Origin of the sequence: Streptomyces sp. NPDC091371, assembly GCF_040684275.1 — a bacterium.
Lineage (GTDB): Bacteria > Actinomycetota > Actinomycetes > Streptomycetales > Streptomycetaceae > Streptomyces.
Window position 1 is genome coordinate 55,879 of record NZ_JBFBFP010000016.1, and the last position, 22,929, is coordinate 78,807.

19 protein-coding genes, 4 tRNA genes and 1 other RNA gene are annotated in these 22,929 nt (G+C 73.4%); 11 read left to right on the top strand and 13 right to left on the bottom strand.

Annotated features, from left to right (window positions below):
- Positions 1-11: 11 nt before the first annotated feature.
- From AB0O21_RS19265 to purS, 6 genes are all read right to left on the bottom strand, one after another.
- Positions 12-812, bottom strand: a complete 801-nt coding sequence (locus AB0O21_RS19265) for an META domain-containing protein (RefSeq protein ID WP_365172334.1) — start codon at positions 810-812, stop codon at positions 12-14.
- A gap of 63 nt (positions 813-875) precedes the next feature.
- Positions 876-1,667: a sterol carrier family protein gene (locus AB0O21_RS19270; RefSeq protein WP_365172335.1), complete on the bottom strand. Its 792-nt coding sequence runs from the start codon at positions 1,665-1,667 to the stop codon at positions 876-878.
- A 54-nt stretch (positions 1,668-1,721) separates the two neighbouring features.
- On the bottom strand, positions 1,722-2,297 hold the full coding sequence (locus tag AB0O21_RS19275) for a hypothetical protein (RefSeq protein ID WP_365172336.1): 576 nt from the start codon (positions 2,295-2,297) through the stop codon (positions 1,722-1,724).
- Between the two features lie 91 nt (positions 2,298-2,388).
- Positions 2,389-4,638, bottom strand: coding sequence for a phosphoribosylformylglycinamidine synthase subunit PurL (purL, locus tag AB0O21_RS19280; RefSeq protein ID WP_365172337.1), 2,250 nt, complete (start codon positions 4,636-4,638; stop codon positions 2,389-2,391).
- The gene (purQ, locus tag AB0O21_RS19285; protein WP_361753490.1) at positions 4,635-5,315 is read right to left on the bottom strand and encodes a phosphoribosylformylglycinamidine synthase subunit PurQ; all 681 of its coding nucleotides are present in this window, start codon (positions 5,313-5,315) and stop codon (positions 4,635-4,637) included. Before purQ ends, purL begins: the two co-directional genes overlap by 4 nt.
- Before the next feature lie 2 nt (positions 5,316-5,317).
- Positions 5,318-5,563 carry a phosphoribosylformylglycinamidine synthase subunit PurS gene (gene purS, locus AB0O21_RS19290; RefSeq protein WP_365172338.1) on the bottom strand — a complete coding sequence of 82 codons (246 nt, stop codon included), beginning with the start codon at positions 5,561-5,563 and terminating at the stop codon, positions 5,318-5,320.
- Positions 5,564-5,890: 327 nt separating this feature from the next.
- Here purS and AB0O21_RS19295 point away from each other — a divergent pair, with 327 nt between their 5' ends.
- The 8 genes from AB0O21_RS19295 (at position 5,891) to AB0O21_RS19330 (ending at position 10,330) form a co-directional block, all read left to right on the top strand.
- Entirely contained in the window at positions 5,891-6,208 is a 318-nt protein-coding gene (locus AB0O21_RS19295) for an Lsr2 family protein (protein ID WP_365172339.1), read from the top strand.
- 88 nt (positions 6,209-6,296) lie between these two features.
- Positions 6,297-6,368: transfer RNA gene (locus AB0O21_RS19300), tRNA-Gly, on the top strand.
- Positions 6,369-6,440: 72 nt separating this feature from the next.
- Positions 6,441-6,513, top strand: a tRNA-Gly gene (locus AB0O21_RS19305).
- A gap of 156 nt (positions 6,514-6,669) precedes the next feature.
- Entirely contained in the window at positions 6,670-7,590 is a 921-nt protein-coding gene (locus tag AB0O21_RS19310) for an ABC transporter ATP-binding protein (protein ID WP_365172340.1), read from the top strand.
- A gap of 14 nt (positions 7,591-7,604) precedes the next feature.
- Positions 7,605-8,369: an ABC transporter permease gene (locus AB0O21_RS19315; protein WP_365172341.1), complete on the top strand. Its 765-nt coding sequence runs from the start codon at positions 7,605-7,607 to the stop codon at positions 8,367-8,369.
- A gap of 21 nt (positions 8,370-8,390) precedes the next feature.
- Positions 8,391-9,626, top strand: coding sequence for a histidine kinase (locus tag AB0O21_RS19320; RefSeq protein WP_365172342.1), 1,236 nt, complete (start codon positions 8,391-8,393; stop codon positions 9,624-9,626).
- The gene (locus AB0O21_RS19325) at positions 9,623-10,234 is read left to right on the top strand and encodes a response regulator transcription factor (protein ID WP_365172343.1); all 612 of its coding nucleotides are present in this window, start codon (positions 9,623-9,625) and stop codon (positions 10,232-10,234) included. Before AB0O21_RS19320 ends, AB0O21_RS19325 begins: the two co-directional genes overlap by 4 nt.
- A gap of 23 nt (positions 10,235-10,257) precedes the next feature.
- Positions 10,258-10,330: transfer RNA gene (locus AB0O21_RS19330), tRNA-Gly, on the top strand.
- 46 nt (positions 10,331-10,376) lie between these two features.
- Here AB0O21_RS19330 and AB0O21_RS19335 read toward each other — a convergent pair.
- From AB0O21_RS19335 to ffs, 6 genes are all read right to left on the bottom strand, one after another.
- Positions 10,377-11,282, bottom strand: coding sequence for a phosphoribosylaminoimidazolesuccinocarboxamide synthase (locus AB0O21_RS19335; RefSeq protein ID WP_365172344.1), 906 nt, complete (start codon positions 11,280-11,282; stop codon positions 10,377-10,379).
- Between the two features lie 114 nt (positions 11,283-11,396).
- Positions 11,397-12,884, bottom strand: a complete 1,488-nt coding sequence (locus tag AB0O21_RS19340; RefSeq protein WP_365172345.1) for a N,N-dimethylformamidase beta subunit family domain-containing protein — start codon at positions 12,882-12,884, stop codon at positions 11,397-11,399.
- Positions 12,885-13,045: 161 nt separating this feature from the next.
- Positions 13,046-14,815, bottom strand: coding sequence for a hypothetical protein (locus AB0O21_RS19345; RefSeq protein ID WP_365172346.1), 1,770 nt, complete (start codon positions 14,813-14,815; stop codon positions 13,046-13,048).
- A 299-nt stretch (positions 14,816-15,114) separates the two neighbouring features.
- Positions 15,115-16,368 carry a phosphoribosylamine--glycine ligase gene (purD, locus tag AB0O21_RS19350; protein WP_365172347.1) on the bottom strand — a complete coding sequence of 418 codons (1,254 nt, stop codon included), beginning with the start codon at positions 16,366-16,368 and terminating at the stop codon, positions 15,115-15,117.
- A 60-nt stretch (positions 16,369-16,428) separates the two neighbouring features.
- Complete coding sequence (locus AB0O21_RS19355) at positions 16,429-18,693, bottom strand: DNA polymerase III subunit gamma and tau (protein ID WP_365172348.1); 2,265 nt, start codon at positions 18,691-18,693, stop codon at positions 16,429-16,431.
- A gap of 64 nt (positions 18,694-18,757) precedes the next feature.
- Positions 18,758-18,856: signal recognition particle sRNA small type (ffs, locus tag AB0O21_RS19360), an RNA gene on the bottom strand.
- A gap of 108 nt (positions 18,857-18,964) precedes the next feature.
- Here ffs and AB0O21_RS19365 point away from each other — a divergent pair.
- A tRNA-Ser gene (locus tag AB0O21_RS19365) sits at positions 18,965-19,052 on the top strand.
- Positions 19,053-19,120: 68 nt separating this feature from the next.
- On the opposite strand, the gene AB0O21_RS19370 is transcribed toward AB0O21_RS19365, so the two are convergent.
- Positions 19,121-20,581 carry a PLP-dependent aminotransferase family protein gene (locus AB0O21_RS19370; protein WP_365172349.1) on the bottom strand — a complete coding sequence of 487 codons (1,461 nt, stop codon included), beginning with the start codon at positions 20,579-20,581 and terminating at the stop codon, positions 19,121-19,123.
- Between the two features lie 53 nt (positions 20,582-20,634).
- Between AB0O21_RS19370 and AB0O21_RS19375 the strand changes: the two genes are divergently transcribed.
- Positions 20,635-22,173: a DUF885 family protein gene (locus tag AB0O21_RS19375; RefSeq protein WP_365172350.1), complete on the top strand. Its 1,539-nt coding sequence runs from the start codon at positions 20,635-20,637 to the stop codon at positions 22,171-22,173.
- Positions 22,170-22,817 (top strand): LysE family translocator, encoded by a 648-nt coding sequence (locus tag AB0O21_RS19380; protein ID WP_365172351.1) that lies wholly within the window; start codon positions 22,170-22,172, stop codon positions 22,815-22,817. Before AB0O21_RS19375 ends, AB0O21_RS19380 begins: the two co-directional genes overlap by 4 nt.
- Positions 22,818-22,929 lie beyond the last annotated feature (112 nt).

The window sequence follows — 22,929 nt, forward strand, 5'->3', positions numbered from 1 at the left end:
CGCGGCCGCGCTCACTCCACGGCGGAGGCCCCCGTCGCGGTGAGGCCGTTGCCGTCGGGGGCGAGGAGGGTCAGGGTGCGCTCCTTGGTCTTCCAGGTGAGCGGGCCGCTGCCGAACAGGTCGGTCAGCGCCCGCTCCACGTCTCCCGTCGGGCCCTCGCAGGCCATCCGGGTGGAGGTGAGCGGCCCGAAGGTGACGGTGGATCCGTCGACGGTGGCCTTGGCGCTGAAGCGGTTGCATCCGAGGGTGCCGCTCACGGTGCCGTCGGCGATCGTGAACCGGGCCTTGCCGGCCGCCTCGGCGGGCAGGGAGGCCGCGGTGTCGCCGTTGACGGTGGAGTCGACGGTCCACTCGGTGACGATGAGCGGCGCGTCCGCGGCCGGCGGCCTCGGGGTCATGGCGATGGTGCTCCCGTCGGCGCTCTTCAGGGTGAGCCGGTCGGGGCCCCGGTCGATGGTCAGCCGGCCCGTGAACAGCTTGGCGAAGGCCGTCTCGAAGTCGATGTCCTCGCAGGCCATGGCGGTCGTGGCACCGGGGGTGACGGTCAGGGCGGAGACTCCGTCGTGCACGAGCCGCGCCGTGAAGCCGTTGCAGCCGTAGTTGCCGGTGGCCTCGTCCCGCCCGATGTCGACGCGGGCGGCCTCGGGCGCGTGCAGGGTCCGGCCGCCGGTGGTCAGGGACTCGACCGACCAGGCCCCCTCGACGTCGGGGAGCGGGGCGGTGCCGCCCTCCTCGGCGCGGCCGCAGCCGGTGAGGACGAGTACGAGGGCGGCAGCGGCCGCGCCGGCGTGGACGTACCGGAATCTACGCATGCCCCTGGGACGGGCCGGGCTCCGGAGCGGTTCCATCCCGCAGCCCCTCTGCCCCTCTGCCCCTCAGCTCATCAGCGGCAGCAGCGCGGAGAGGTCGGCCCGCTCGCCGCTGGCGCGGACCTGCGCCGCGTCCAGGGCCTCGGCCCAGCCCGTACGGCCCGTCGCGAGCCGGAGCCAGGTCAGCGGGTCCGTCTCCACCACGTTCGGCGGGGTGCCGCGGGTGTGCCGGGGGCCCTCGATGCACTGGACCACCGCGAAGGGCGGCACCCGTACCTCGACCGACCCGCCGGGCGCCTTCAGCGCGAAGGCGTCGGCGAGCAGCCGGGTGCACGCGGCGAGCGCCTGCCGTTCGATGGGGACGTCCAGCCCGGCGGCCCTGTTGAGGTCGTCGGTGTGGACCACCAGCTCGACGGTCCGGGTGACCAGGAAGTCGGCCAGGGTCATGTCCCCGATCCACAGGTCGAGCACCCGGTCGCCCGGGTTCGCGGCGAGGGCCTGCGCCATCCGGGCGGCGGCCTGCTCGTAGAGCTCGGGCAGCGGGGCGCCGGCCAGGGTCTCCCGGGCCGCCTCGGAGATCTTCCCGGCGAGGGAGGAGGTGGCGAAGGGCCACTCGACGGCCGACAGCTCGGCGACGGCGGCGGGCGGCCGGGCCAGGCCCCCGGCCAGCGAGTCGGCGATCCAGGCGATGTGGGCGCAGAGTTCGGCCACGGACCACTCGCCGAGCCCGGCGGGCCGCGCCAGCTGCTCCGGGGTCAACTCCCGCACGGCGTCGGCCACGTGCCCGAACTGCGCGGTGACGGCGGAACGGATCTTCGCGGGGTCGTAGGTGCGCGGCTTCTTCCTGGCGGGCGGCATGGGGCCGACCCTACGCCGCCGGACCCACTGCGGCCGAACACGCACGCCCCGGCGTCAGCGGCCCGCCGCCCCCAGGTCCTGCGGCACTTCAGGCAGGGTGGTCTCGCAGCGCTGCCGAACGGCTGCGCGCAGGGCTGCCTCCCGGGCCAGCGCGGCCAGTTCCCCGGGGGCGACGAAGTCCGTGCGCTCATACAGGGAGGTGGCCGTGGTCCGGACGGACGTCACCCCGGTGCCCTCGACCGGCGTGGCGCACTTCGCCGTCACCGTCACATTGCGCCCGCCGTCCCACTCGAACGCCCCCTCACCGGTGACGGGGCCCGAGGAGCTGTTCAGGGCGAGCGAGAAGTACTCGTACATGTCCTCCTGGCCCTCGAACACGCCCGCCCGGCGCAGCACGCACAGGCGGTCCCCCCGCTCGCCGGCGTCGACCTTGTCCGCGGGGCGGCCCAGGCGCATCACCCGTTCCGGGTCCACCAGGCTCTGGCAGGCCTCGATGATCTGCGCCCGGCTGTCCGCACGGTCCAGGCGGGTCAGGTTCCAGTCGTACAGGAACCAGCCGCCCACGCCCACGGCGGCCACGACCGCCAACACCCCGCCCGTACCGAGCCTTCGGCCCCTCTTCTCCGACATGCGTCCCCCGTCCGTCAGTACGGGCATGATGCCGGAAAGCCGACGCCCCCGCCCGGAAACTTCCGGGCGGGGGCGTCGCGAAGAGCGGTGATCAGGCGAGCAGCGCCGGGATCGTCCCCTCGTGGGCGGTACGCAGCTCCGCGAGCGGAATCGTGAACTCGCCCTGGATCTCGATCTCCTCGCCGTCCACCACGCCGATGCGCGCGGCCGGCAGGCCCCGCGCGCCGCACATGTCGGTGAAGCGGAGCTCCTCGCTGCGCGGGACGGACACGATGGCGCGGCCCGCGGACTCGGAGAAGAGGAAGGTGAAGGCGTCCAGGTCCTCGGGGACCACCACGCGCGCGCCGTTGCCGCCCTTGAGGCAGGACTCGGTGAGCGCCTGGATGACGCCGCCGTCCGACAGGTCGTGCGCGGCGTCGATCATGCCGTCGCGCGAGGCGGAGATCAGGATCTCGCCGAGCAGCTTCTCGCGGCCCAGGTCCACCTTCGGCGGCATGCCGCCCAGGTGGTCGTGGACGACCTGCGACCAGGCCGAGCCGCCGAACTCCTCGGCCGTGTCGCCCAGCAGGTACAGCAGCTGGCCGGTCTCCGAGAACGCCATCGGCGTACGGCGGTTGACGTCGTCGATCACGCCGAGGACCGCCACGACCGGGGTCGGGTGGATGGCGACGTCACCGGTCTGGTTGTAGAGCGAGACGTTGCCGCCGGTCACCGGGGTGCCCAGCTCCAGGCAGCCGTCCGCCAGACCGCGGCAGGCCTCCGCGAACTGCCACATGACGTCCGGGTCCTCGGGGGAGCCGAAGTTCAGGCAGTCGGAGATCGCGAGGGGCTTGGCGCCGGTCGCGGCCACGTTGCGGTAGGACTCGGCCAGCGCCAGCTGCGCGCCCGTGTACGGGTCGAGCTTCGCGTAGCGGCCGTTGCCGTCGGTGGCCATGGCCACGCCGAGGTTGGACTCCTCGTCGATGCGGATCATGCCCGCGTCCTCGGGCTGCGACAGCACGGTGTTGCCCTGCACGAAGCGGTCGTACTGGTCCGTGACCCAGGACTTGGAGGCCTGGTTCGGGGAGGCGACCAGGGCCAGGACCTGCGCGCGCAGCTCCTCGGAGTTCCCCGGCCGCGGCAGCTTGCCCGCGTCGTCCGCCTGCAGCGCGTCCTGCCAGGAGGGGCGCGCGTAGGGGCGCTGGTAGGTCGGGCCCTCGTGGGCGACGGTGCCCGGGGGCACGTCCACGATGAGCTCGCCGTGCCAGAAGATCTCCAGGTGGTCGCCCTCGGTCACCTCACCGATGACGGTGGCGATGACGTCCCACTTCTCGCAGATCTCCATGAAGCGGTCGACGTGCTGCGGCTCGACGATCGCGCACATGCGCTCCTGCGACTCGCTCATGAGGATTTCCTCGGGCGAGAGCGTCGCGTCGCGCAGCGGCACGGTGTCCAGCTCGACCCGCATGCCGCCGGTGCCGGCGGAGGCGAGCTCGGAGGTCGCGCAGGAGAGCCCGGCGCCGCCGAGGTCCTGGATGCCCGCGACCAGCTTCTCCTTGAAGATCTCCAGGGTGCACTCGATGAGGAGCTTCTCCTGGAAGGGGTCGCCGACCTGGACGGCGGGGCGCTTGGTGGGCTTCGTGTCGTCGAAGGTCTCGGACGCGAGGACCGAGACGCCGCCGATGCCGTCGCCGCCGGTGCGGGCGCCGTAGAGGATGACCTTGTTGCCGGGGCCCGCGGCCTTGGCGAGGTGGATGTCCTCGTGCTTCATCACGCCGATGCAGCCGGCGTTCACGAGGGGGTTGCCCTGGTAGCACTCGTCGAAGACGACCTCGCCGCCGATGTTGGGCAGGCCCAGGCAGTTGCCGTAGCCGCCGATGCCCGCGACGACGCCCGGCAGGACGCGCTTGGTGTCGGGGTGGTCGGCGGCGCCGAAGCGCAGCGGGTCCACGACCGCGACCGGGCGGGCGCCCATCGCGAGGATGTCGCGGACGATGCCGCCGATGCCGGTGGCCGCGCCCTGGTAGGGCTCGATGTACGACGGGTGGTTGTGCGACTCGACCTTGAAGGTGACCGCGTAGCCCTGGCCGACGTCGACGACGCCGGCGTTCTCGCCGATGCCCACGAGCATGGCGTCGGACTGGGGCTTCTTCTCGCTGAACTGCTTCAGGTGGACCTTGCTGCTCTTGTACGAGCAGTGCTCGGACCACATGACGGAGTACATGGCGAGCTCGGCGCCGGTGGGCCGGCGGCCGAGGATCTCCCGGATCCGGGCGTACTCGTCCTCCTTGAGGCCGAGTTCCTTCCACGGCTGGGCGGCGTCCGGGGTCCCGGTGGCGTGCTTGACGGTGTCGAGGCTCATGCGCTGACCAGCTTCTTCAGGACCGACGTGAAGAACGGGAGGCCGTCGGTGCGGCCCGTCCCGATGAGCGGCTCGACCGCGTGCTCGGGGTGGGGCATGAGGCCGACGACGTTGCCCGCGGCGTTGGTGATGCCGGCGATGTCGCGCAGCGAGCCGTTGGGGTTGACGTCGAGGTACCGGAAGGCCACTCGGCCTTCGGCCTCCAGTTCGTCGAGCACGCGCTCGTCGGCGACGTACCGGCCGTCCATGTTCTTGAGCGGTACGGAGATCTCCTGGCCGGCGGTGTAGTCGCCGGTCCACGCGGTCTCCGCGTTCTCCACCCGCAGTTTCTGGTCGCGGCAGATGAAGTGCAGGTGGTTGTTGCGGAGCATCGCCCCCGGCAGCAGGTGGGCCTCGGTGAGGACCTGGAAGCCGTTGCAGATGCCGAGGACGGGCATGCCGCCCTTGGCCTGCTCGATGATGGTCTCCATCACCGGCGAGAAGCGGGAGATGGCCCCGGCGCGCAGGTAGTCCCCGTAGGAGAAGCCGCCCGCGAGGACGACCGCGTCGACCTGGTGCAGGTCCTTGTCGCGGTGCCAGAGCGAGACCGGCTCGGCCCCCGCGAGGCGGACGGCGCGCAGCGAGTCACGGTCGTCGAGCGTTCCGGGGAACGTGACGACACCGATGCGAGTGGTCACCGTCAGGCCTCGACCTTCACGGTGAAGTCTTCGATGACGGTGTTGGCGAGGAACGTTTCGGCCATCTTGTGGATGCGGTCGAGGGCGGCCTGGTCGACCGGTCCCTCCACCTCCAGTTCGAAACGCTTCCCCTGGCGGACGTCGGCGATCCCCGCGAAGCCCAGGCGCGGCAGTGCACGCTGCACCGCCTGGCCCTGGGGGTCGAGGATCTCCGGCTTGAGCATGACGTCGACTACGACGCGTGCCACTGGCACTCCCGATGAGGTGGTTGGTGCAAGGCGGTTCCCTCAGCGTACCCGGCCAAAATTTCTACGCGGGTAGATATCGGGAGGACATGATCACCGGCCAGTTTCGGCTTCACCAACGCTTCGCAAAATCCCCCGGAAAAACACCTGCCCGGCATTGCGGCGGGACACGCGGAGAGAATTAACTGGGCTTCGCAATGCAATGGGAATCGGGGTACAAAGGAATCACCCGGGATTCCGGTTCAAAGACGCATTGGCCCGAAACATCCACACAGGCGACATCGCCGCACGTCAGCGCGTGGCGGCGTCGCACCGAAGGGACCGATATCCGTGGCGCAGCGCGTAGTGGTCACGCTCTCCGATGACATCGATGGCGGAGAAGCGGCGGAGACGGTCGTGTTCGCTCTGGACGGAAAGTCCTACGAGATCGACCTCAATGCGGCGAACGCAAAGAAACTGCGGAAGGGCCTGGCCCCCTTCGTGGCCGCCGGCCGCCGGCAGTCCCGCTCGGGGAAGGTGTTCAAGCACACGTCCGTCGCCCCCGACCCGGCGGTCGTCCGGGCCTGGGCCCGGTCCAACCAGTTCGAGGTGCCGCCGCGCGGGCGCATCCCGAAGAAGATCTACGAGGCCTACAACGCAGCCCACTGAGGGCCGATTTGCCATCCACCCCCATGGGTCGGCTAGAGTCTGGATCACGCCGAGGGGCCAGGCCGAAAGGTCAAGCCCCGAAGGTCGTGCGGGTGTAGTTCAGTAGCAGAACATCCTCCTTCCAGGGGGAAGGCGCAGTGTGCGATCCCTGTCACCCGCTCTGTATCGCTTTCCGATCACCTCGGTGCATCGGGTAGAGTGATGCTCGTACTGCTCCGGCAGTGCACTGCATGCGGACGTAGCTCAGTTGGTAGAGCACCACCTTGCCAAGGTGGATGTCGCGCGTTCGAGTCGCGTCGTCCGCTCTGTATGCAGAAGGCCCCGATCCTCGTGATCGGGGCCTTCTTCGTATTCCCTCTCAGGTTCCGCCCCGTGCGTGCCCGCGGGCATCTGACAAATGTCATCCCGGGCGATGACAGCGCGCACTGCCGACCCGGCCGGGGCGCCGCGAGTCTTGAGTCATGACTGACACCGTGATCGACGCGCAAGACCTGCGCCGCGGCTACGCCGGAGGCTTCGAGGCCGTGCGGGGCGTCTCCCTCTCCGTGGCCCGGGGCGAGGTCTTCGCCCTGCTCGGCACCAACGGCGCGGGCAAGACCTCCACCGTCGAGCTGCTGGAGGGGCTGGCCGCGCCGAGCGGCGGGCAGGTCCGCGTCTTCGGGCTCGACCCGTACGCGCGGCGGGCCGAGGTCCGCCCGCGCACCGGGGTCATGCTCCAGGAGGGCGGCTTCCCCTCCGACCTCTCGGTCGCCGAGACCCTGCGGATGTGGGGCGGGATCACCACGGGGGCCCGGCCGGCGGCGGAGGTGCTCGAGCTGGTCGGGCTGGCCGCACGTGCCTCCGTACGGGTCAAGCAGCTGTCCGGGGGCGAGCGGCGGCGGCTCGACCTGGCGACGGCCCTGCTGGGACGGCCCGAGGTGCTGTTCCTGGACGAGCCCACCACCGGCATGGACCCCGAAGGGCGCCGGGACACCTGGGCGTTGGTACGGGAACTGCGCGAGCAGGGCACCACGGTGCTGCTGACCACGCACTACCTGGAGGAGGCCGAGGAGCTCGCGGACCGGCTGGCGATCCTGCACGAGGGGGAGATCGTCCTGTCCGGCCGCCCGGCCGAGGTGACCGCGACGCGGCCCTCCCGGATCCGCTTCACCCTGCCGGCCGGGGTGTCCGCGGCCCGGCTGCCGCTCGCGCTGCACGCGGCGGCCGACGGGCAGCAGGTGGAGATCCGCACCGACCGGCTCCAGGCCGACCTCGCCGAACTGCTGGGCTGGGCCCGCGAATCCGGCGTGGAGCTCGCCGGGCTCGACGCCCGGTCCGCCTCCCTGGAGGAGGCCTTCCTGGAGATCGCGCAGAACCGACGTGAGAAGGCGGGAGCCCGATGAGCACCATCAGCCCGATGAGCACGATGCCCTTGAACCCCGGCCGCCTCGCGGCACTCGGCCGCAGCGAGCTCACCCTGCTCGTGCGCAACCGGGCCACGCTGAGCATGGCCCTGGTGCTGCCGCTGCTGATGGTCTTCGTCCTGCGCTCCTCCCTGGCCGACATGGACGGGGCGACGGCCGTGGGCGAGGCCACCCTGACCGGCGGGATCGGCATGGTGCTGGCCCTCGTCGTCTACATGAGCCTCGTCTCCGCCTACGTGGCACGGCGCGAGGAGCTCGTCCTCAAGCGGCTGCGCACCGGCGAGGCGAACGACCTGGAGATCCTGGCCGGTACCGCCCTGCCGGCCGCCGTGCTGGCGCTCGGCCAGATCGCCGTGCTCACGGTGGCCGGGGCGGCCGCCCTGGACGTGCGGATGCCCGCGAACCCGCTGCTGCTCGCGGCGGCCGTCCTCACCGGCACCGTGATCCTGGCCGGAATGGCGGCGGTGACCAGCTCCTTCACCCGGAACGTGGAGAGCGCGGGCCTCACCACGATGCCGCTGTTCCTCGTCACCGTGCTCGGCTCGGGGCTCTTCGTGCCGGTGGAGTCCATGCCGGACGCCGTGGCCTCGGTGTGCGAACTGCTGCCGCTGAGCGGGGTGATGGAGCTGGTGCGGGCCGGCTGGAGCGGCGGCGCGACGGGCGGTGACCTGCTGGGGAGCGCCGTCACCTCGCTGGCCTGGATCGTGATCACCGTGTTTGCTGTCCAGCGGTGGTTCCGGTGGGAACCGCGCCGCTAGAGCGAGTTGGGGGACCGGACCGTGGCGAAGCTGACCGGATGGTGGAAGAACCGCAGCAGTGCGGGGAAGGTCGAGCTGTACACGCGCTGGTCCTTCCACTTCTTCGTGCTCCTGGAGATCGTGTCCTTCGGGCTGGCCGCCTTCGCGGGCCAGGACAACGACACCCCCGGGCCACTGGCGCTCACGGCCTTCCTGGTGGTCTGCGCCCACTCCGTCATCGTCGGTTTCCTGTACTCCAGGGCCCTGGACTTCGTCTCCGGCCGCCGCGAGAGGCCTGTCGGCTTCGCGGCACTGGTGACGGCCCTCACCGCCGCAGCCGTCCTGCTCTTCCTCTTCCTGCGCCGGTTCGGCGCGCTCGACGAGTCCGCCGCGCCGGGACTGGTGGTGGGGGTGAGCTGCTTCGGCTGCGGATCCCTCGTACTCGGCATGGAGAAGGTCCGGCACATGAAGTACGTTCCCCCGGTCGCGGCCGCCGGGACGACGGTGGTCGTCGCCGCGCTGGGACTGGATCTGAACGAGGTCATCGGGTACTTCGTCGCGGTCCTGGTGTCCTGCGCCTTCCTCAGCTTCACCTGCGGGTTCTCCGGATGGCTGTTGCGCACCGTCTACGAGCTCGACCGGACGCGGGAGGTCCAGGCCCGGCTCGCGGTGGCCGAGGAGCGGTTGCGGTTCGGGCGGGACCTGCACGACGTGATGGGCCGGAACCTGGCGGTGATCGCCCTCAAGAGCGAGCTGGCGGTGCAACTGGCCCGGCGCGAACGGCCCGAGGCGGTGGACCAGATGATCGAGGTGCAGCGGATCGCGCGGGAATCGCAGCGCGAGGTACGGGACGTCGTACGGGGCTACCGCGAGGCGGACCTCTCGGTGGAGCTGGAGGGCGCTCGCGGCGTGCTGGCGGCGGCCGGAATGGACTGCCGGGTCGACTTCGAGGCCGCCCGGCCGCTCCCCGCCGACGTGCAGTCCGCCCTCGGCTGGGTGGTGCGGGAGGCGACGACGAACGTGCTGCGGCACGGGGACGCGCAGAGCTGCCTGATCCGGCTCACCGCTCCCGCGCAGGGCCCCGTGACGCTGGTGGTGGAGAACGACGGGGCGCCCGACGCGCCCGCGGGGCCGCCGGGGTCGGGGCTGGCCGGGCTGCGCGAGCGGCTCGCGGCCCTCGACGGAACCCTGCGGGCGGGGCCGGTGGACGGCGGCCGGTTCCGGCTGCACGCCGAGATCCCCGGAACGCGGACCGAACGACTGGAGGTGCGGGCGTGAGCCCCGTACGCGTACTGCTCGCCGACGACGAGCACCTGATCCGCGGCGCGCTGGCGGCGCTGCTGTCGCTGGAGGACGACCTGCTGGTGGTCGCGGAGGCCGCCTCGGGGCCCGAGGCGCTCGCGATGGCGCAGGCGCACCGGCCGGACGTGGCGGTGCTCGACCTGCAGATGCCGGGGGCCGACGGTGTGAGCGTCGCCACATCGCTGCGGGCCGAACTCCCCGACTGCAAGGTCATGATCGTGACCAGTCACGGCCGTCCGGGGCACCTGAAGCGGGCCCTCGCGGCGGGGGTCCGGGCCTTCACCCCGAAGACGGTCTCGGCGCAGCGGCTGGCCGAGCTGATCCGGACCGTGCACGGCGGAGGGCGTTACGTGGACCCGGAGTTGGCGGCCGACGCGATCAGCGCGGGGGACTCTCCGCTGACCGCCCGGGAGGCCGAGGTGCTGGAGTTCGCGGCGGACGGGGCGCCCATCGCGGAGATCGCGGAGCGGGCCTCGCTGTCCCAGGGGACCGTGCGGAACTACCTGTCCTCGGCGGCCACGAAACTGGGCGCCGAGAACCGACACACGGCAGTGCGTCTCGCACGCGAGCGGGGTTGGGTATAGTTGCTCTCGCGCTACGGCGCAGTGCGGACATAGCTCAGTTGGTAGAGCACCACCTTGCCAAGGTGGATGTCGCGCGTTCGAGTCGCGTTGTCCGCTCAGAACGAAGAAGGCCCCGATCACCGATCGGGGCCTTCTTCGTTTCTCAGGACCAGGTCTGGCCGGTCAGGCGCTCGTACGCCTCGATGTACTTGGCGCGGGTCTGCGCGACGACCTGCGTCGGGAGGGCCGGCGGCGGCAGTTCGCTCTTCGGGTCCCAGCCGGAGGCGTCGGAGGCCAGCCAGTCGCGGACGTACTGCTTGTCGAACGAGGGCTGCGAGCGGCCCGGCTCCCACTGGTCGGCCGGCCAGAAGCGCGAGGAGTCCGGGGTCAGGACCTCGTCGGCGGCGACGAGGGTGCCGTCCGCCGGGTCGAAGCCGAACTCGAACTTGGTGTCGGCCAGGATGATCCCCCGCTCGCGGGCGATGTCCCGGGCGCGGCCGTAGACGGCCAGGGTGGCCTGGCGCAGCAGCGCGGCCGTCTCGGAGCCGGCGGTGCGCGCGACCTCCTCGTACGAGACGTTCTCGTCGTGCTCGCCGACCTCGGCCTTGGCGGCCGGGGTGAAGATCGGGGCGGGCAGCTCGGAGCCGTCCACGAGGCCCTCGGGGAGGGCGAGGCCGCAGACCGTACGGGTCTCGACGTACTCGGCGAGGCCGGAGCCGGTGAGGTAGCCGCGGGCCACGCACTCGACCGGGATCATGTCGAGGTTCTTGCAGATCAGGGTGCGGCCGGCCCAGTCGGCGGGGGCGCCGGCGGGCAGCTCGGTGGAGATGACGTGGTTCGGGACGAGGTCCGCGAGCTGGTCGAACCACCACAGGGACAGCTGCGTGAGCACCCGTCCCTTGTCCGGGATCTCGGTCGGCAGCACCCAGTCGAAGGCGGACAGCCGGTCGCTGGCGACCATGACGAGACGGCCGTCCTCGTCGCGGTAGAGCTCGCGCACCTTCCCGGTGTGGAGGTGGACGAGGCCGGGCACCTGAACCGGCTCGGGCTTTTCGACGAATCCGGACACGGGGTCTCCCTGTGGTTCTGTACGAGCGCGGGACCATTCTGGCCTACCGGGACCCGCGCTCCGGCCAGGGGGTGCCGCGACCCGGTGAACCTTGCCGGTCACCGCACCGGCTGCTCAGTCCCTCTTGCAGATGCGGTCGAGGAGGTTCGCGGTGGCCCGCTGCACCCGCTCGTCGACGTGGCCGGGGCGGTCCAGGGCCGGGGACCAGGCGAAGGTGCCGGAGGCGAAGACCAGGGCGCCGCTGGGGGCCCGGTAGAGGGAGGTCTCCTGGTGGCGGCGGTGGCCCTCGGTGTCGAGGTACGGGGAGTGCGCGAGCAGGATGCGGTCCTGGTGCTCGGGCAGCTGGGTGCGCGGGAAGTACCGGTCGGCCTCGCCGGCGACCAGGCCGGGCAGTTCGTCGTTCTCCGCGGCGCCGGTGGAGTCCCAGAGCCAGTGCGAGGCGTTGCGCACGATCAGGGGCGCGGGCTCGGGGACCCGCCCCGCGTACTGGATGCCGAGCAACTGCTGCTCCGGGCGGTCTACTTCGCGCCAGAGGCTGGGGCGGCCGGGGCCGCGGCGTTTTCGGCACGTGAGGAGCCGGTCGTCGACCCCGGAGGGCGACGGCGAGAGCCCGACCTGCCAGTACATGGTGTTGGCGGAGAGGAAGACGAGCGAGGTGCCGTTGTCGCGGGCGCGCTCGACGGTGCGGCGCATGGGGCCCGACCAGTACTCGTCGTGGCCGGGGAAGACCAGGCCGCGGTAGCGGGCGGGGTCGACGCGGCCGGCGTGCAGGTCGCGGGTGTCGGCGTAGGCGAGGTCGTAGCCGTAGCGCTCGGCCCAGCGGATGAAGTCGTAGGCGTGGCCGACGTGCAGGGGCAGGCCCGCGCCCGCGTAGGGGCGGTCGAAGGACACGGTGACGGCCGCGTCCTGCTCGCCGAGGAGGCGGCCCTCCTCGTCCCAGGCGTGGTAGAGGCTGGCGCCGGTGCGGCCGTCCTCCGGGTAGAGGTTGTAGGCCTGCCAGGTGATGTCGGGGAGCAGGAGGAGCAGGTCCGCGGGGTGGTCGTCGCGGACCGTGAAGGGGATGTGGGAGCGGTAGCCGTCGGCGGTGGTCAGGACGGCCACATAGGCGCCGACGGCCCAGTAGGAGGGCACCTGGAGCCGCCACGACAGCCACCAGTGGTGGCAGGAGACGGTCCGGTCGGCGGTGAGGGGGGCCGGCTGGACGATGCCGGAGAGCCGGGGGCTGGTGGTGATCTTGGAGGCGCCGTCGCCGCCGTAGTGGCCGATCCGGTAGACGTCGACCGAGAACTGCTGGGGCGGGTCGACGGTGATGTGGAAGTCGATGGCCTCGCCGGGGGCCACGGCGCCGGTGGAGGAGAAGCCCTTGATCTGGCGGTGCACGTCGTCGGCGGTGCGGGGGCCGCCCGCGCCGCGGGCTCGGGGGACCTGGCCGGTGCCGGCGGCCGCGGCGGCCGGGTCCACGTACCAGGGGACGACCTGGCCGGTGTCGTCGAAGTAGAGCTCGCTCCCTCGGAACCAGGGCAGGGGGCCCTGTCCGAAGGGGTCGGTCACCGCGTGCGCGAGCGCACCTGACTCCCAACGCCGGATCTGGTCCGTACCCATAAACCGCTCCCCTCCCTCGCTCCCCCGAACGGGCATGTATCAAGCCGGTCCCAGCACATCACATAACGCACTCAGTTCGTCACCGTTCGTCGCGAATTGACGTGACCGGAACATTCGGATCCGGTTGTGCGTGCGATCCGTAGCCCGCCGGGGGGAGTGCGTCAGACGAGGCGGACGGGCTTCTCGGGGCGTACGCCGAGCTCGGCGAGCCAGTCCCGCAGCGGCTCCGGGTCCCCGTCCTCGACCAGGCAGAGCACGAGGGGTGCCAGGTCGGAGCGGCGGGCGCCGCCGACGAGCAGCACCGGCCCGTCCAGCCAGTCCAGGCCGGGCGCGGCGCCCGCCGAGTCCACGGCGGCGCAGCACACCATCGCACTGACGTGGTCGGCCAGCAGGTCCCGTCCGCTGCGCGGCGGCTGCAGCGGGAACAGCGGTACGGAGTCCACGCCGTGCGCCTTCGCGGCCGCGGGGTGCGCGGCGCCGGCGGCCCGCTCCTCGCGGGCCAGGTCCGCGCTGAGCCGCCCGGCCAGAGCCTCGCCGGCCGCGCCGGCGCCCGTGGGATCGGTGAGGTGGTCGAGCACGCGCTCCAGGGTGGGCCCGGCGAAGCCGTCCACAGGGGCGGGACCCCGGGACTCGGAAGCCTGGGATCCGGGGGCCCGGGAGCCGGATGCCGTGACGGGGGTGGGTGCCGCCGCTCCGGGGAAGCCGGCCGACAGACCCTCCGGGACGGCCAGGGCGTCGAGCGCGGCGTGCAGGCGGGCGGCCTCCGCGCGCCATTTGCGGTCCACGACCTCCTCCGGATACGCCGCCCAGTCCACGGGGGACCAGTCCGGCCCGGCCTCGGCCGGACCGCCGTGGAAGAGCCGCGCGGCCAGCAGCGAGGCCGCCTCGTCGACCACCCCGGGGCGCTCCAGCAGGTCGCAGGCGGGGCGCTCGCCGAGCCGCGAGGTGAACCCGTCGGCCAGCCGGTCGCGACGGGACAGCTCGGTCAGCGCGGAGACCACCCCGGCGTCGAGGTGCGCCGGCCAGCGGCCCATCCGCCAGGCGGGCAGCGCGACCCGCGTCAGCAGCCGGTCCCAGCCCGCGTAGGCGAGGCCGACCTGCTCCTGGGCGACGATGCGCAGCCCGTAGTCCACAGCCTGTGCACGCTCGGAGGCGGCCGCGGCCACCCCGCGCTCCATCTCGGCGGCGTCCACCCGGCACAGCCGCAGCAGCAGCCTGGCCGGTGCGGCGATCCAGCCGAGGCCGCGCCGGTTGCCCACGTCCACCGCGGCGTCGAGGCCGCGGACGAAGCCGCGGGCGTCGGCTATGTCGGGGTGCGCGGAAGGTCCCGTACCGGCGACGACCGGGGCGAGGACGGCCCGTAGCTCGGCGACCCGCATCCACCACAGGAACGGCGAGCCGATCACCAGCACGGGGGCGGCGCCCGGCTCGGTCTCCGGGCCGGTAGGTCCGGCTGTGCCGGCAGATGTGGCGTCGGCTATGCCGGCGGATGTGCGAGTGGCGTCGCGGCGGTGGGCCGCATGCGACCGGTCCTCCAGCCAGCTGTCGCAGTCCGGGGTCAGGGCTATCGCGGAGGGCGCCGGGACGTCCATCCGGTCGGCCAGGTCCCGCACGAGCCGGTAGAGGTCGGGAGCGGACTCCTCCGAGAGCGGCACCGTGGGCGTCACGGCGGGGGTCGCCTTCAGCACCACCGCGGCGAAGACCCCGCCGACGAACAACACGAGCGCGGCGACCGCGCAGACGACGAGCGTCACCACGGGCCACGGGTCACCGGCCAGCCGGCCCGTCATCCGGGCGCTCACGAGCACCACCGCGAGGGCGGCGGGCAGCAGCCCGAGGGCCAGGGCCCTGCTGCGCAGGCGCAGCACGGCCAAGGCGCGGGACCGCGCGGACGGCGCGCCCACTTCCACGTTCGAACCGGTTCCGGACACGGCCGGACCTCACCCCCTCTGCCCTGCGGCGGCGTTGCTCACTCCCCCACTGTGACACCCGCCACTGACATCGCAATGCCGGTGGGCCAAGTGCCGGAATGCTTGGCATCGCACCCTAGTTGGGGTGTGGCCGGGCGTCAGGCAGACCGGGTGAGATCACCCGATGGAATGGCTTTGGGTAAAGCTGGGTGCGTTCGAACGCGGCTGGATGCACTCGTACGCGAACGCGCCCGCGGGCCCGGGCGCAGGATGTGCGCACCGGGCCCGCGGGGCCGTGTAGCCGCTGGTCAGCCGGGGGTTCAGCCGGTCTGGGCCGCCTTGGCGGCAATGTCCGTACGGTGCTGCGAGCCGTCCAGCCGGATCCGCGCGACGGCCTTATACGCCTTCTCGCGGGCCTCCGCCAGATCGGAACCGGTCGCCGTCACCGACAGGACGCGGCCGCCCGCGCTGACGACCGCGTCGCCCTCGCGGCGGGTGCCGGCGTGCAGCACGTACGCGTCGGGGCCGTCCTCGGCCGCCACCTCGGCGAGGCCCTCGATCGGGTCCCCGGTGCGGGGGGTGTCCGGGTAGTTGTGGGAGGCGATGACCACCGTGACGGCGGCGTCCTCGCGCCAGCTGAGCGGCGGCTCGGCGGCCAGGGTGCCGTTGGCGGCGTTCAGCAGCACGCTCGCGAGCGGGGTGCGCAGCCGGGCCAGCACCACCTGGGTCTCGGGGTCCCCGAAGCGGGCGTTGAACTCGATGACCCGTACCCCGCGGCTGGTGATCGCGAGGCCCGCGTACAGCAGGCCGGAGAACGGGGTGCCGCGGCGGCGGAGCTCGTCGACGGTCGGCTGGAGCACGCTGTCCATGACCTCGTCGACCAGCTTCGGGTCCGCCCAGGGCAGCGGGGAGTACGCGCCCATGCCGCCGGTGTTCGGGCCCTCGTCGCCGTCGAGCGCGCGCTTGAAGTCCTGCGCGGGCTGGAGCGGGAGGACGGTGACGCCGTCGGTGATGGCGAAGAGGGAGACCTCTGGGCCGTCGAGGTACTCCTCGATGACCACGCGCTCGCAGGCGAGGGCGTGCTCGCGGGCGGCGGCCAGGTCCTCGGTGACCACGACGCCCTTGCCGGCCGCGAGGCCGTCGTCCTTGACGACGTACGGGGCGCCGAAGGCGTCGAGGGCGGCGTCCACCTCGTCCGGGGTGCTGCACACGTAGCTGCGCGCGGTCGGGACGCCGGCCGCGGCCATCACGTCCTTGGCGAAGGCCTTGGAGCCTTCGAGCTGCGCGGCCTCGGCGGACGGGCCGAAGACGGGGATGCCGGCCGCGCGGACGGCGGAGCCGACCCCGGCGACCAGCGGCGCCTCCGGGCCGACGACGACCAGGCCGGCGCCGAGCTCGGTGGCGAGGCGCGTGACGGCGTCGCCGTCGAGGGGGTCGACGTCCCGCAGCTCGGCCACATCCGCGATCCCCGCGTTACCGGGGGCGCAGTACAGCGCGGAGACGTCGGGGTCGAGGGACAGAGAGCGGCACAGGGCGTGTTCGCGGGCGCCGCCGCCGATGACGAGGACCTTCACGCCATGAAGCGTAGCCCGCGCTCCGGATCCGCTTTCGTGCGGCCACCCAATGAGACCCCCCTACTCGTTCGTGTATTCCTCCACAACGGTGGCTCCGAGCTCGCGCACGATCAGGTCGTGTCCGGTCAGCGCGCTCTCGACGAGGTCGGGGTCGTCGTCCTCCGCGAAGTCGTCCTCGGGGGCGACCGGCGGGGGCGCCTGCTGCGCGGGAGGCTGCTGCGCGGGGGCGGACTGCTGGGGCGGCTGGTACGGGGGCTGCTGCGGGGCCGAGGCCTGGGCGGGGGCCTGGGGCTGGGCGTGGGCCGCCGCCGGGGCCGCCGGCGGGTGGTAGGCGGGCGCGGGCGGGGCCGAGTACGGGGACTGGGGCGCGGGCTGGCCGCCGCCTCCGCCGCCCACCACGGCGTCGATCTTCCAGTTGACCTGGAACTGCTCGGCCAGGACCGACTTGAGCACGTCCTCGCTGCCGCTGCTCGCGAAGTTGTCGCGGGCTCCGACGTTGGGGAAGCCGAGCTGAAGGGTCGTCCCGTCGAAGCCGGTGACCTGGGCGTTCTGGCTGAGCAGGATCCAGGTGAAGCGGCGGCGGTTCTTGACGGCCTCCAGGACGCTCGGCCACATCGCCTGGACCTGGCCGGCTCCGGCGGCCATCCCGGGGGACGGCGGGGCCGCCTGCGCGGGGGCCGGCTGCGCGGGAGCGGGGGCCGGAGCGGGCGCCGCGGCGGGGATCCCCTGGCCGGGCGCGGCCGCGCTCGGCCAGGCCCCGGCGGCGGGGGCACCGGGCTGGGCGGCACCGGGCCAGGCACCGGGAGCCGGGGCGGCGGCCTGGCCGGGGGCGCCGCCGGGCTGCGCGGCGCCGGGCCAGGCACCCGGGGCGGCGGCAGCGGCCGGGGCGCCCTGGCCGGGAGTGGCGGCGCCCGGCCAGGCACCGGCGGCGGGGGCAGGCGCGGACGCGGCGGCGGGAGCGGGAGCAGCCGCGGGCTCGGGCTCGGGCGCCCGTACCGGCTCGGGGGCGGGCTCGGGAGCCCGTACGGCGGCACGCGCGGCGGCGACGCCGCCCCCCGGCCCGACGGGCGCCATGGCGTGCGTCTCGGGCCCGGGCACGTAGCCCATGGCGGGCGGCACGGCGGCCGGACCGGCGGGCGGCGGTACGGCGGCGAAGGCGGCCGCGCCCCCGCTGCGCTCCAGCCGGTCGAGCCGGGCCTGGAGGGACCGCTCGTCGTCGAAGGCGGCCGGCAGCAGCACGCGGGCGCAGATCAGTTCCAGCTGGAGGCGCGGCGAGGTCGCGCCCCGCATCTCGGTGAGCCCGGTGTTGACCAGGTCGGCGGCGCGCGACAGCTCGGCGGCGCCGAAGACGGACGCCTGGGCCTGCATCCGCTCCACGACGTCGGCGGGGGCGTCGATCAGCCCCTTCTCCCCGGCGTCGGGCACGGCGGCCAGGATCACGAGGTCGCGCAGCCGCTCCAGCAGGTCGGCGACGAAGCGCCGCGGGTCGTTCCCGCCCTCCACCACCCGGTCCACGACCTCGAAGGCGGCTGCCCCGTCCCCGGCGGCGAAGGCGTCGATGACGGAGTCGAGCAGCGACCCCTCCGTGTACCCGAGGAGCGAGGTGGCCATGGCATAGGTCACACCTTCCTCGCCCGCACCGGCCAGCAGCTGGTCCATGACGGACATCGAGTCACGCACGGATCCGGCGCCGGCCCGCACGACGAGCGGCAGCACGCCGTCCTCCACCTGCGCGCCCTCGCGGCCGCAGACCTCGCCCAGGTAGTCCCGCAGAGTCCCGGGCGGGACCAGCCGGAAGGGATAGTGGTGCGTCCTGGAGCGGATCGTCCCGATGACCTTCTCGGGCTCCGTGGTCGCGAAGATGAACTTGAGGTGCTCCGGCGGCTCCTCGACCACCTTCAGCAGGGCGTTGAAGCCCGCCGAGGTGACCATGTGGGCCTCATCGATGATGTAGATCTTGTACCGGCTGCCCGCCGGCCCGAAGAAGGCCTTTTCCCGCAGGTCACGGGCATCGTCCACACCACCGTGCGAGGCGGCGTCGATCTCGATGACGTCGATGGACCCCGGCCCGTTCCGCGCGAGGTCGCGGCAGGACTGGCACTCGCCGCACGGCTCCGGAGTGGGACCCTGCTCACAGTTCAGGCACCGGGCCAGGATCCGCGCGCTGGTCGTCTTTCCACAGCCGCGCGGCCCGCTGAACAGGTACGCGTGATTGACCCGGTTGTTCCGCAGGGCCTGCATCAGCGGGGCAGTGACATGCTCCTGCCCGATGACCTCGGCGAACGACTCGGGGCGATAGCGGCGGTACAGCGCAAGGGACGACACGCTTACGAGGTTATCCGGGCCCACCGACAACGGCGGCCCACCGACGCCTCGAAGACCCCCCGGAACGCAAAGCGCCCCCCACGCACCCGCCAGAGCCCACTTACCCTTGCTGCCTTCCGGCCCTGGGGGAGTTGGGTGAGATAGCGCCACGTGAGGGGCTGAGCCCACCCTAGCGGATGGACCCCCCTGGAATCGACCCGGACCCCGACCTGCCCCACCGCCCGACGATCACGTTCGCGAGCACCCCTCAACGTCTTGTATTGTTTGCGGCGGAGGATTCGCCTAGTGGCCTAGGGCGCACGCTTGGAAAGCGTGTTGGGGGCAACCCCTCACGAGTTCGAATCTCGTATCCTCCGCCAGCCCGAAGGGCCGGACCGCATCAGCGGTCCGGCCCTTCGGCGTTTCCGGCCCTTCGGCGTTTGCCGCTTCAGCGGGCGCCGCCTCGGGGCAGTGACGCCCAGGCTGCCGTGAGGCGGTCGGCCAGTTCCGCGGACGTCTCGGGGGCGAAGGAGTGCGGGACGCGGATGTAGTGGTCGTGGGCGCCGGTCGGGTCCATCGTCGCGCCCGGGATGACCTCGGCGCCGTGCCGCAGTGCCACCTGCGCGTAGATCCGGGCGTCCGTGCCGGGAGGCAGCCGGATCCACAGGACCGAGCCGCCGTGCGGTTCCCGCCACCGCCAGTCCGGGAGCCGTTCGGCCAGCAGCCGGGTCATCGTGGCCAGCCGCTCGCGCAGGATGCGGTCCCGTTCGGGCGCCAGGGCCGGGAGGGCGGGGAGCAGGCGGGCGGCGAGGGCCTGGTCGAGGACCGGGCTGCCGAGGTCGTCGAGCGCCTTGAGGCGGGCCAGGCGGTCCACGGTGTCCCGCGGCGCGCGGATCCAGCCGATCCGCAGGCCGCCCCACACGGCCTTGGCCAGCGAACCCACCGTCAGCACGGTCGCTCCGGCGGGGTTCGCGGCGATCGGCGGCGGAGCCTGCCCCGGGGCGAGGGCCGCCGCGTGGGCGCTGTCCTCGAGGACGGTGACGCCGTGCTCGGCGGCGAGCTCCGCCACCCGGCGACGGCGCCCGGCGGACATCAGGGTGCCGGTGGGGTTGTGGTAGGTCGGCATGACGTAGAGCAGTGCGGGCCGGTGCTCGGCGAGCGCGGCGGCGAGCCCGTCGATCCGGATGCCGTCGGAGTCGAGTCCGACGCCGACCAGCCGCGAGCCGGCCGCTCGCAGGACGTCCAGGCAGCCCGGCCACCCGGGGGATTCCACGACCGCGGTCGACCCGCGGCCGAGGAGCAGTCGGGTGCTCAGGGTGACGGCCTGCGTGGCGCCGGTGGTCACCACCACCTCTTCGGGCTCGGTCGGCAGCCCGTGCGCGGTGTGGTGGGCGGCGATCGCCGCCCGCAGCGCGGGGAGTCCGGCCGGGTGGTAGCCGGCGTCGGTGAGCAGCCCGGGTAGGTCCTCGCGGACCAGGTGGAGCAGTGCCTCGGCCAGGTCCGGGCCTCCGGCCTCGGCGGCCTGCCCCAACGAGATGAGGTTCGGCGGCTGCGCCACCAGCCGCTGGATCACCGCGGTGGCCTGGCCGCCGCGCACCCGCCCGTCCGCCGGAACCCGGTGGGCGGCGGTTCCTCCCGACACCCGGGTGCCGCTGCCCCGGCGGGTCTCGGCCAGGCCCGACCCGCGCAGTGCGTCGTAGGCGGCGACCACCGTCGCCCGGCTGACCGAGAGCGCGTCGGCGAGCCGCCGCTCGGACGGCAGGAGGTCGCCGGTGCGCAGGTCCCCGGACCGTACCGCCCGGACGAGCGCCTCGGTGAGCCGCCGGTACAGCGGCCCCTCGGCCGAACTCCAGTCGCCCAGCAGGTCGATCAGCCCGGCCGGCTCGGACGCATCACGGTTCCGGTCCACTTTCCCCTCCATTGGCACGGGAGTACGAGCCGCTGTCGCCCGAGGCTAACGACATGACATCCGCAACACCCCTTGACCCCCGCCTGGCAGCCATCTGCGACCTCTCCGTCTTCGCCGCGCGCGACGGCGCGGGGCGGCACGAGTACGACGGAGCCGTCCAGGACCTTTCTCCGGACGGAGTGCGCCGCGGCCTCGCCGCCCTCGGCGGCCCCGCCGGCACCGGGCCGTACCCGGACCCGCACGACGAGGCGCACACGACGGCCGCGGAGGAAGCCCTCCGGGTCCGCTTCGGCGAGCTCGAACTGCACCGGAGCAACCCCCTGTGGCACATCGAGAACCTGGACCTGTCCGGCTACGACCGCCCCTACGCGCCCCGGCCCGAGCGGGAGGCCGCCCGGTCGGCGCACCTGGGCCGCTGGCCGGACGCCGTGGACGCCGCGATCGGGGCACTGGACCGCGTGCCGGCGCCGCTGGCCGACGCCACGCTGCCGCTGGCCCGCGGGCTGGCCGCCTCCCTCGACCCCCGGGGCGGCCCCGTCCACACCGCCGCCGGCCGGGCGCACGCCCGGCTCGTCTCCCACCTGGAGCGGGCCGCCGCCGAGGGCCCTCCGTCAGCGGCGCTCGGCGGCCCGGCGCTGGCCCGGCTGCTCGGCGCGACGGAGGCCTGCGCCGTCGATCTCACCGCGCTGTCCGCCCGGGTGGACGCCGAACGGGACCGCCTGCGCGCCCTGCTCGACGCGTCGCTCCGCCGCATCGACCCCCGGGCCCTGCCCGCCGACACGATGAGGGCCCTCCAAGCCGACCACCCCGATGCCGCCGGCCTGCCGGCCGAGTTCGCGGCGCTCGTCGACGAGACGGTCGCCTGGACCGCCCGGCACGATCTGGTGCCCCACCACGACGTCGAGGTCGCCGTCGAGCCGATGCCGGAATCCCGCCGCACGGCGCTCGCCGGCCTGTTCGCGGCCGCGCCGCACGAGTCCGACGCGCCCAGCAGGTTCCGCATCACCCTCCCGGGCAGCGGCTGGAGCGCGGCCGAGAGCGAGCAGTGGCTGTCGACCGGCTTCAACCGGACGCTGATGCCCAACATGGCGATCCACGAGGTGGCCCCCGGGCACGCCAGCCACGGCAGGGCGCTGCGCCGGGCGCCCTCCGAGGTCCGCCGCACGCTCCACTCCGAGGCCTTCATCGAGGGCTGGGCGCACTACTGCGAGGAGCTGGCCCTGGAAGAGGGCTTCCGCGACGGCGATCCGCGCGTCGCCGTCGCGGTGGCCCAGGACGCGCTGCGCAGGGTCACCCGCTTCGCCTGTGCCATCGGGCTGCACACCGGGGCCATGACCGTCCCGGACGCCGCGGCGCGGTTCACCGAGGACGTCTCGCTGGCCGGCCCCGCGGCCCTGCACGAGGCCGAGCGCGGGCTGTTCGACCCCGGTTACGGCCGTTACACCTGGGGCAAGTTCGCCATCGCCGACCTGCGCGAGCAGGCCAGGGCACGCTGGGGCGGCGGCTTCTCGCTCCGCCGCTTCCACGGCGCCCTGTTCGACCTCGGCGCCCCGCCCCTCGGACTGCTCCCCACCGCTCTGGAGCGCGGATGACCTCACTCGCCGCCTTCGCCCTCGCCTCACTGCTCCTGGTCGCGGTGCCCGGGCCCAACCTGGTCTACATCGTCACCCGCAGCGTGCAGGACGGACTGCGGGCCGGCGTCGTCTCCGCCCTCGGCGTGGAGACCGGCACGCTCCTCCACGTCGTCGCCGCGGTCTGCGGACTGGCGGCGCTCATCGCCGACCACCCGCTCGCCTTCACCGTCCTGCGCCACGCGGGCGCCGGCTACCTCGCCTACCTGGGCGCACGCGCCCTGTTCCACCGCCCGGCCCCCGCTGCCGGCGCTGCCGGTGCCGCCAGTGCCGCCAGTGCCGCCGGGCGTCCTGCCCGGCGCCGGCTGCTGCGCGTGTACCGCGACGCCGTCCTGGTCAACCTGTTCAACCCGAAGGTCGTCCTCTTCTTCCTGGCGTTCCTCCCGCAGTTCCTGCCCGCTGGCCTGCCCCCTTCCGGCACCCGGGCACGCATGCTCGTACTCGGTCTGGTCTTCCTGTCCATCGCCCTGGCGCTGGACCTCTGCTACGCCCTCATCGGCGCGGCCCTCACCGGCCGGCTCCGCGGGACACCGCGCGGCGCCCGCCGGCTGTCGCGCCTCACCGGGGGCGTCTACCTCGGGCTGGCCGCCCTGGTGTTCGTCTGAAGCCCTCACGCCGGAGGCCCGGACCGCGTCAGCGGTCCGGGCCGTGAAATAGGCGGGCTGTGCCCGGCTGTTGCTGCATGCGTGAACGACGCCTTCGCCCGTACGACAGCAC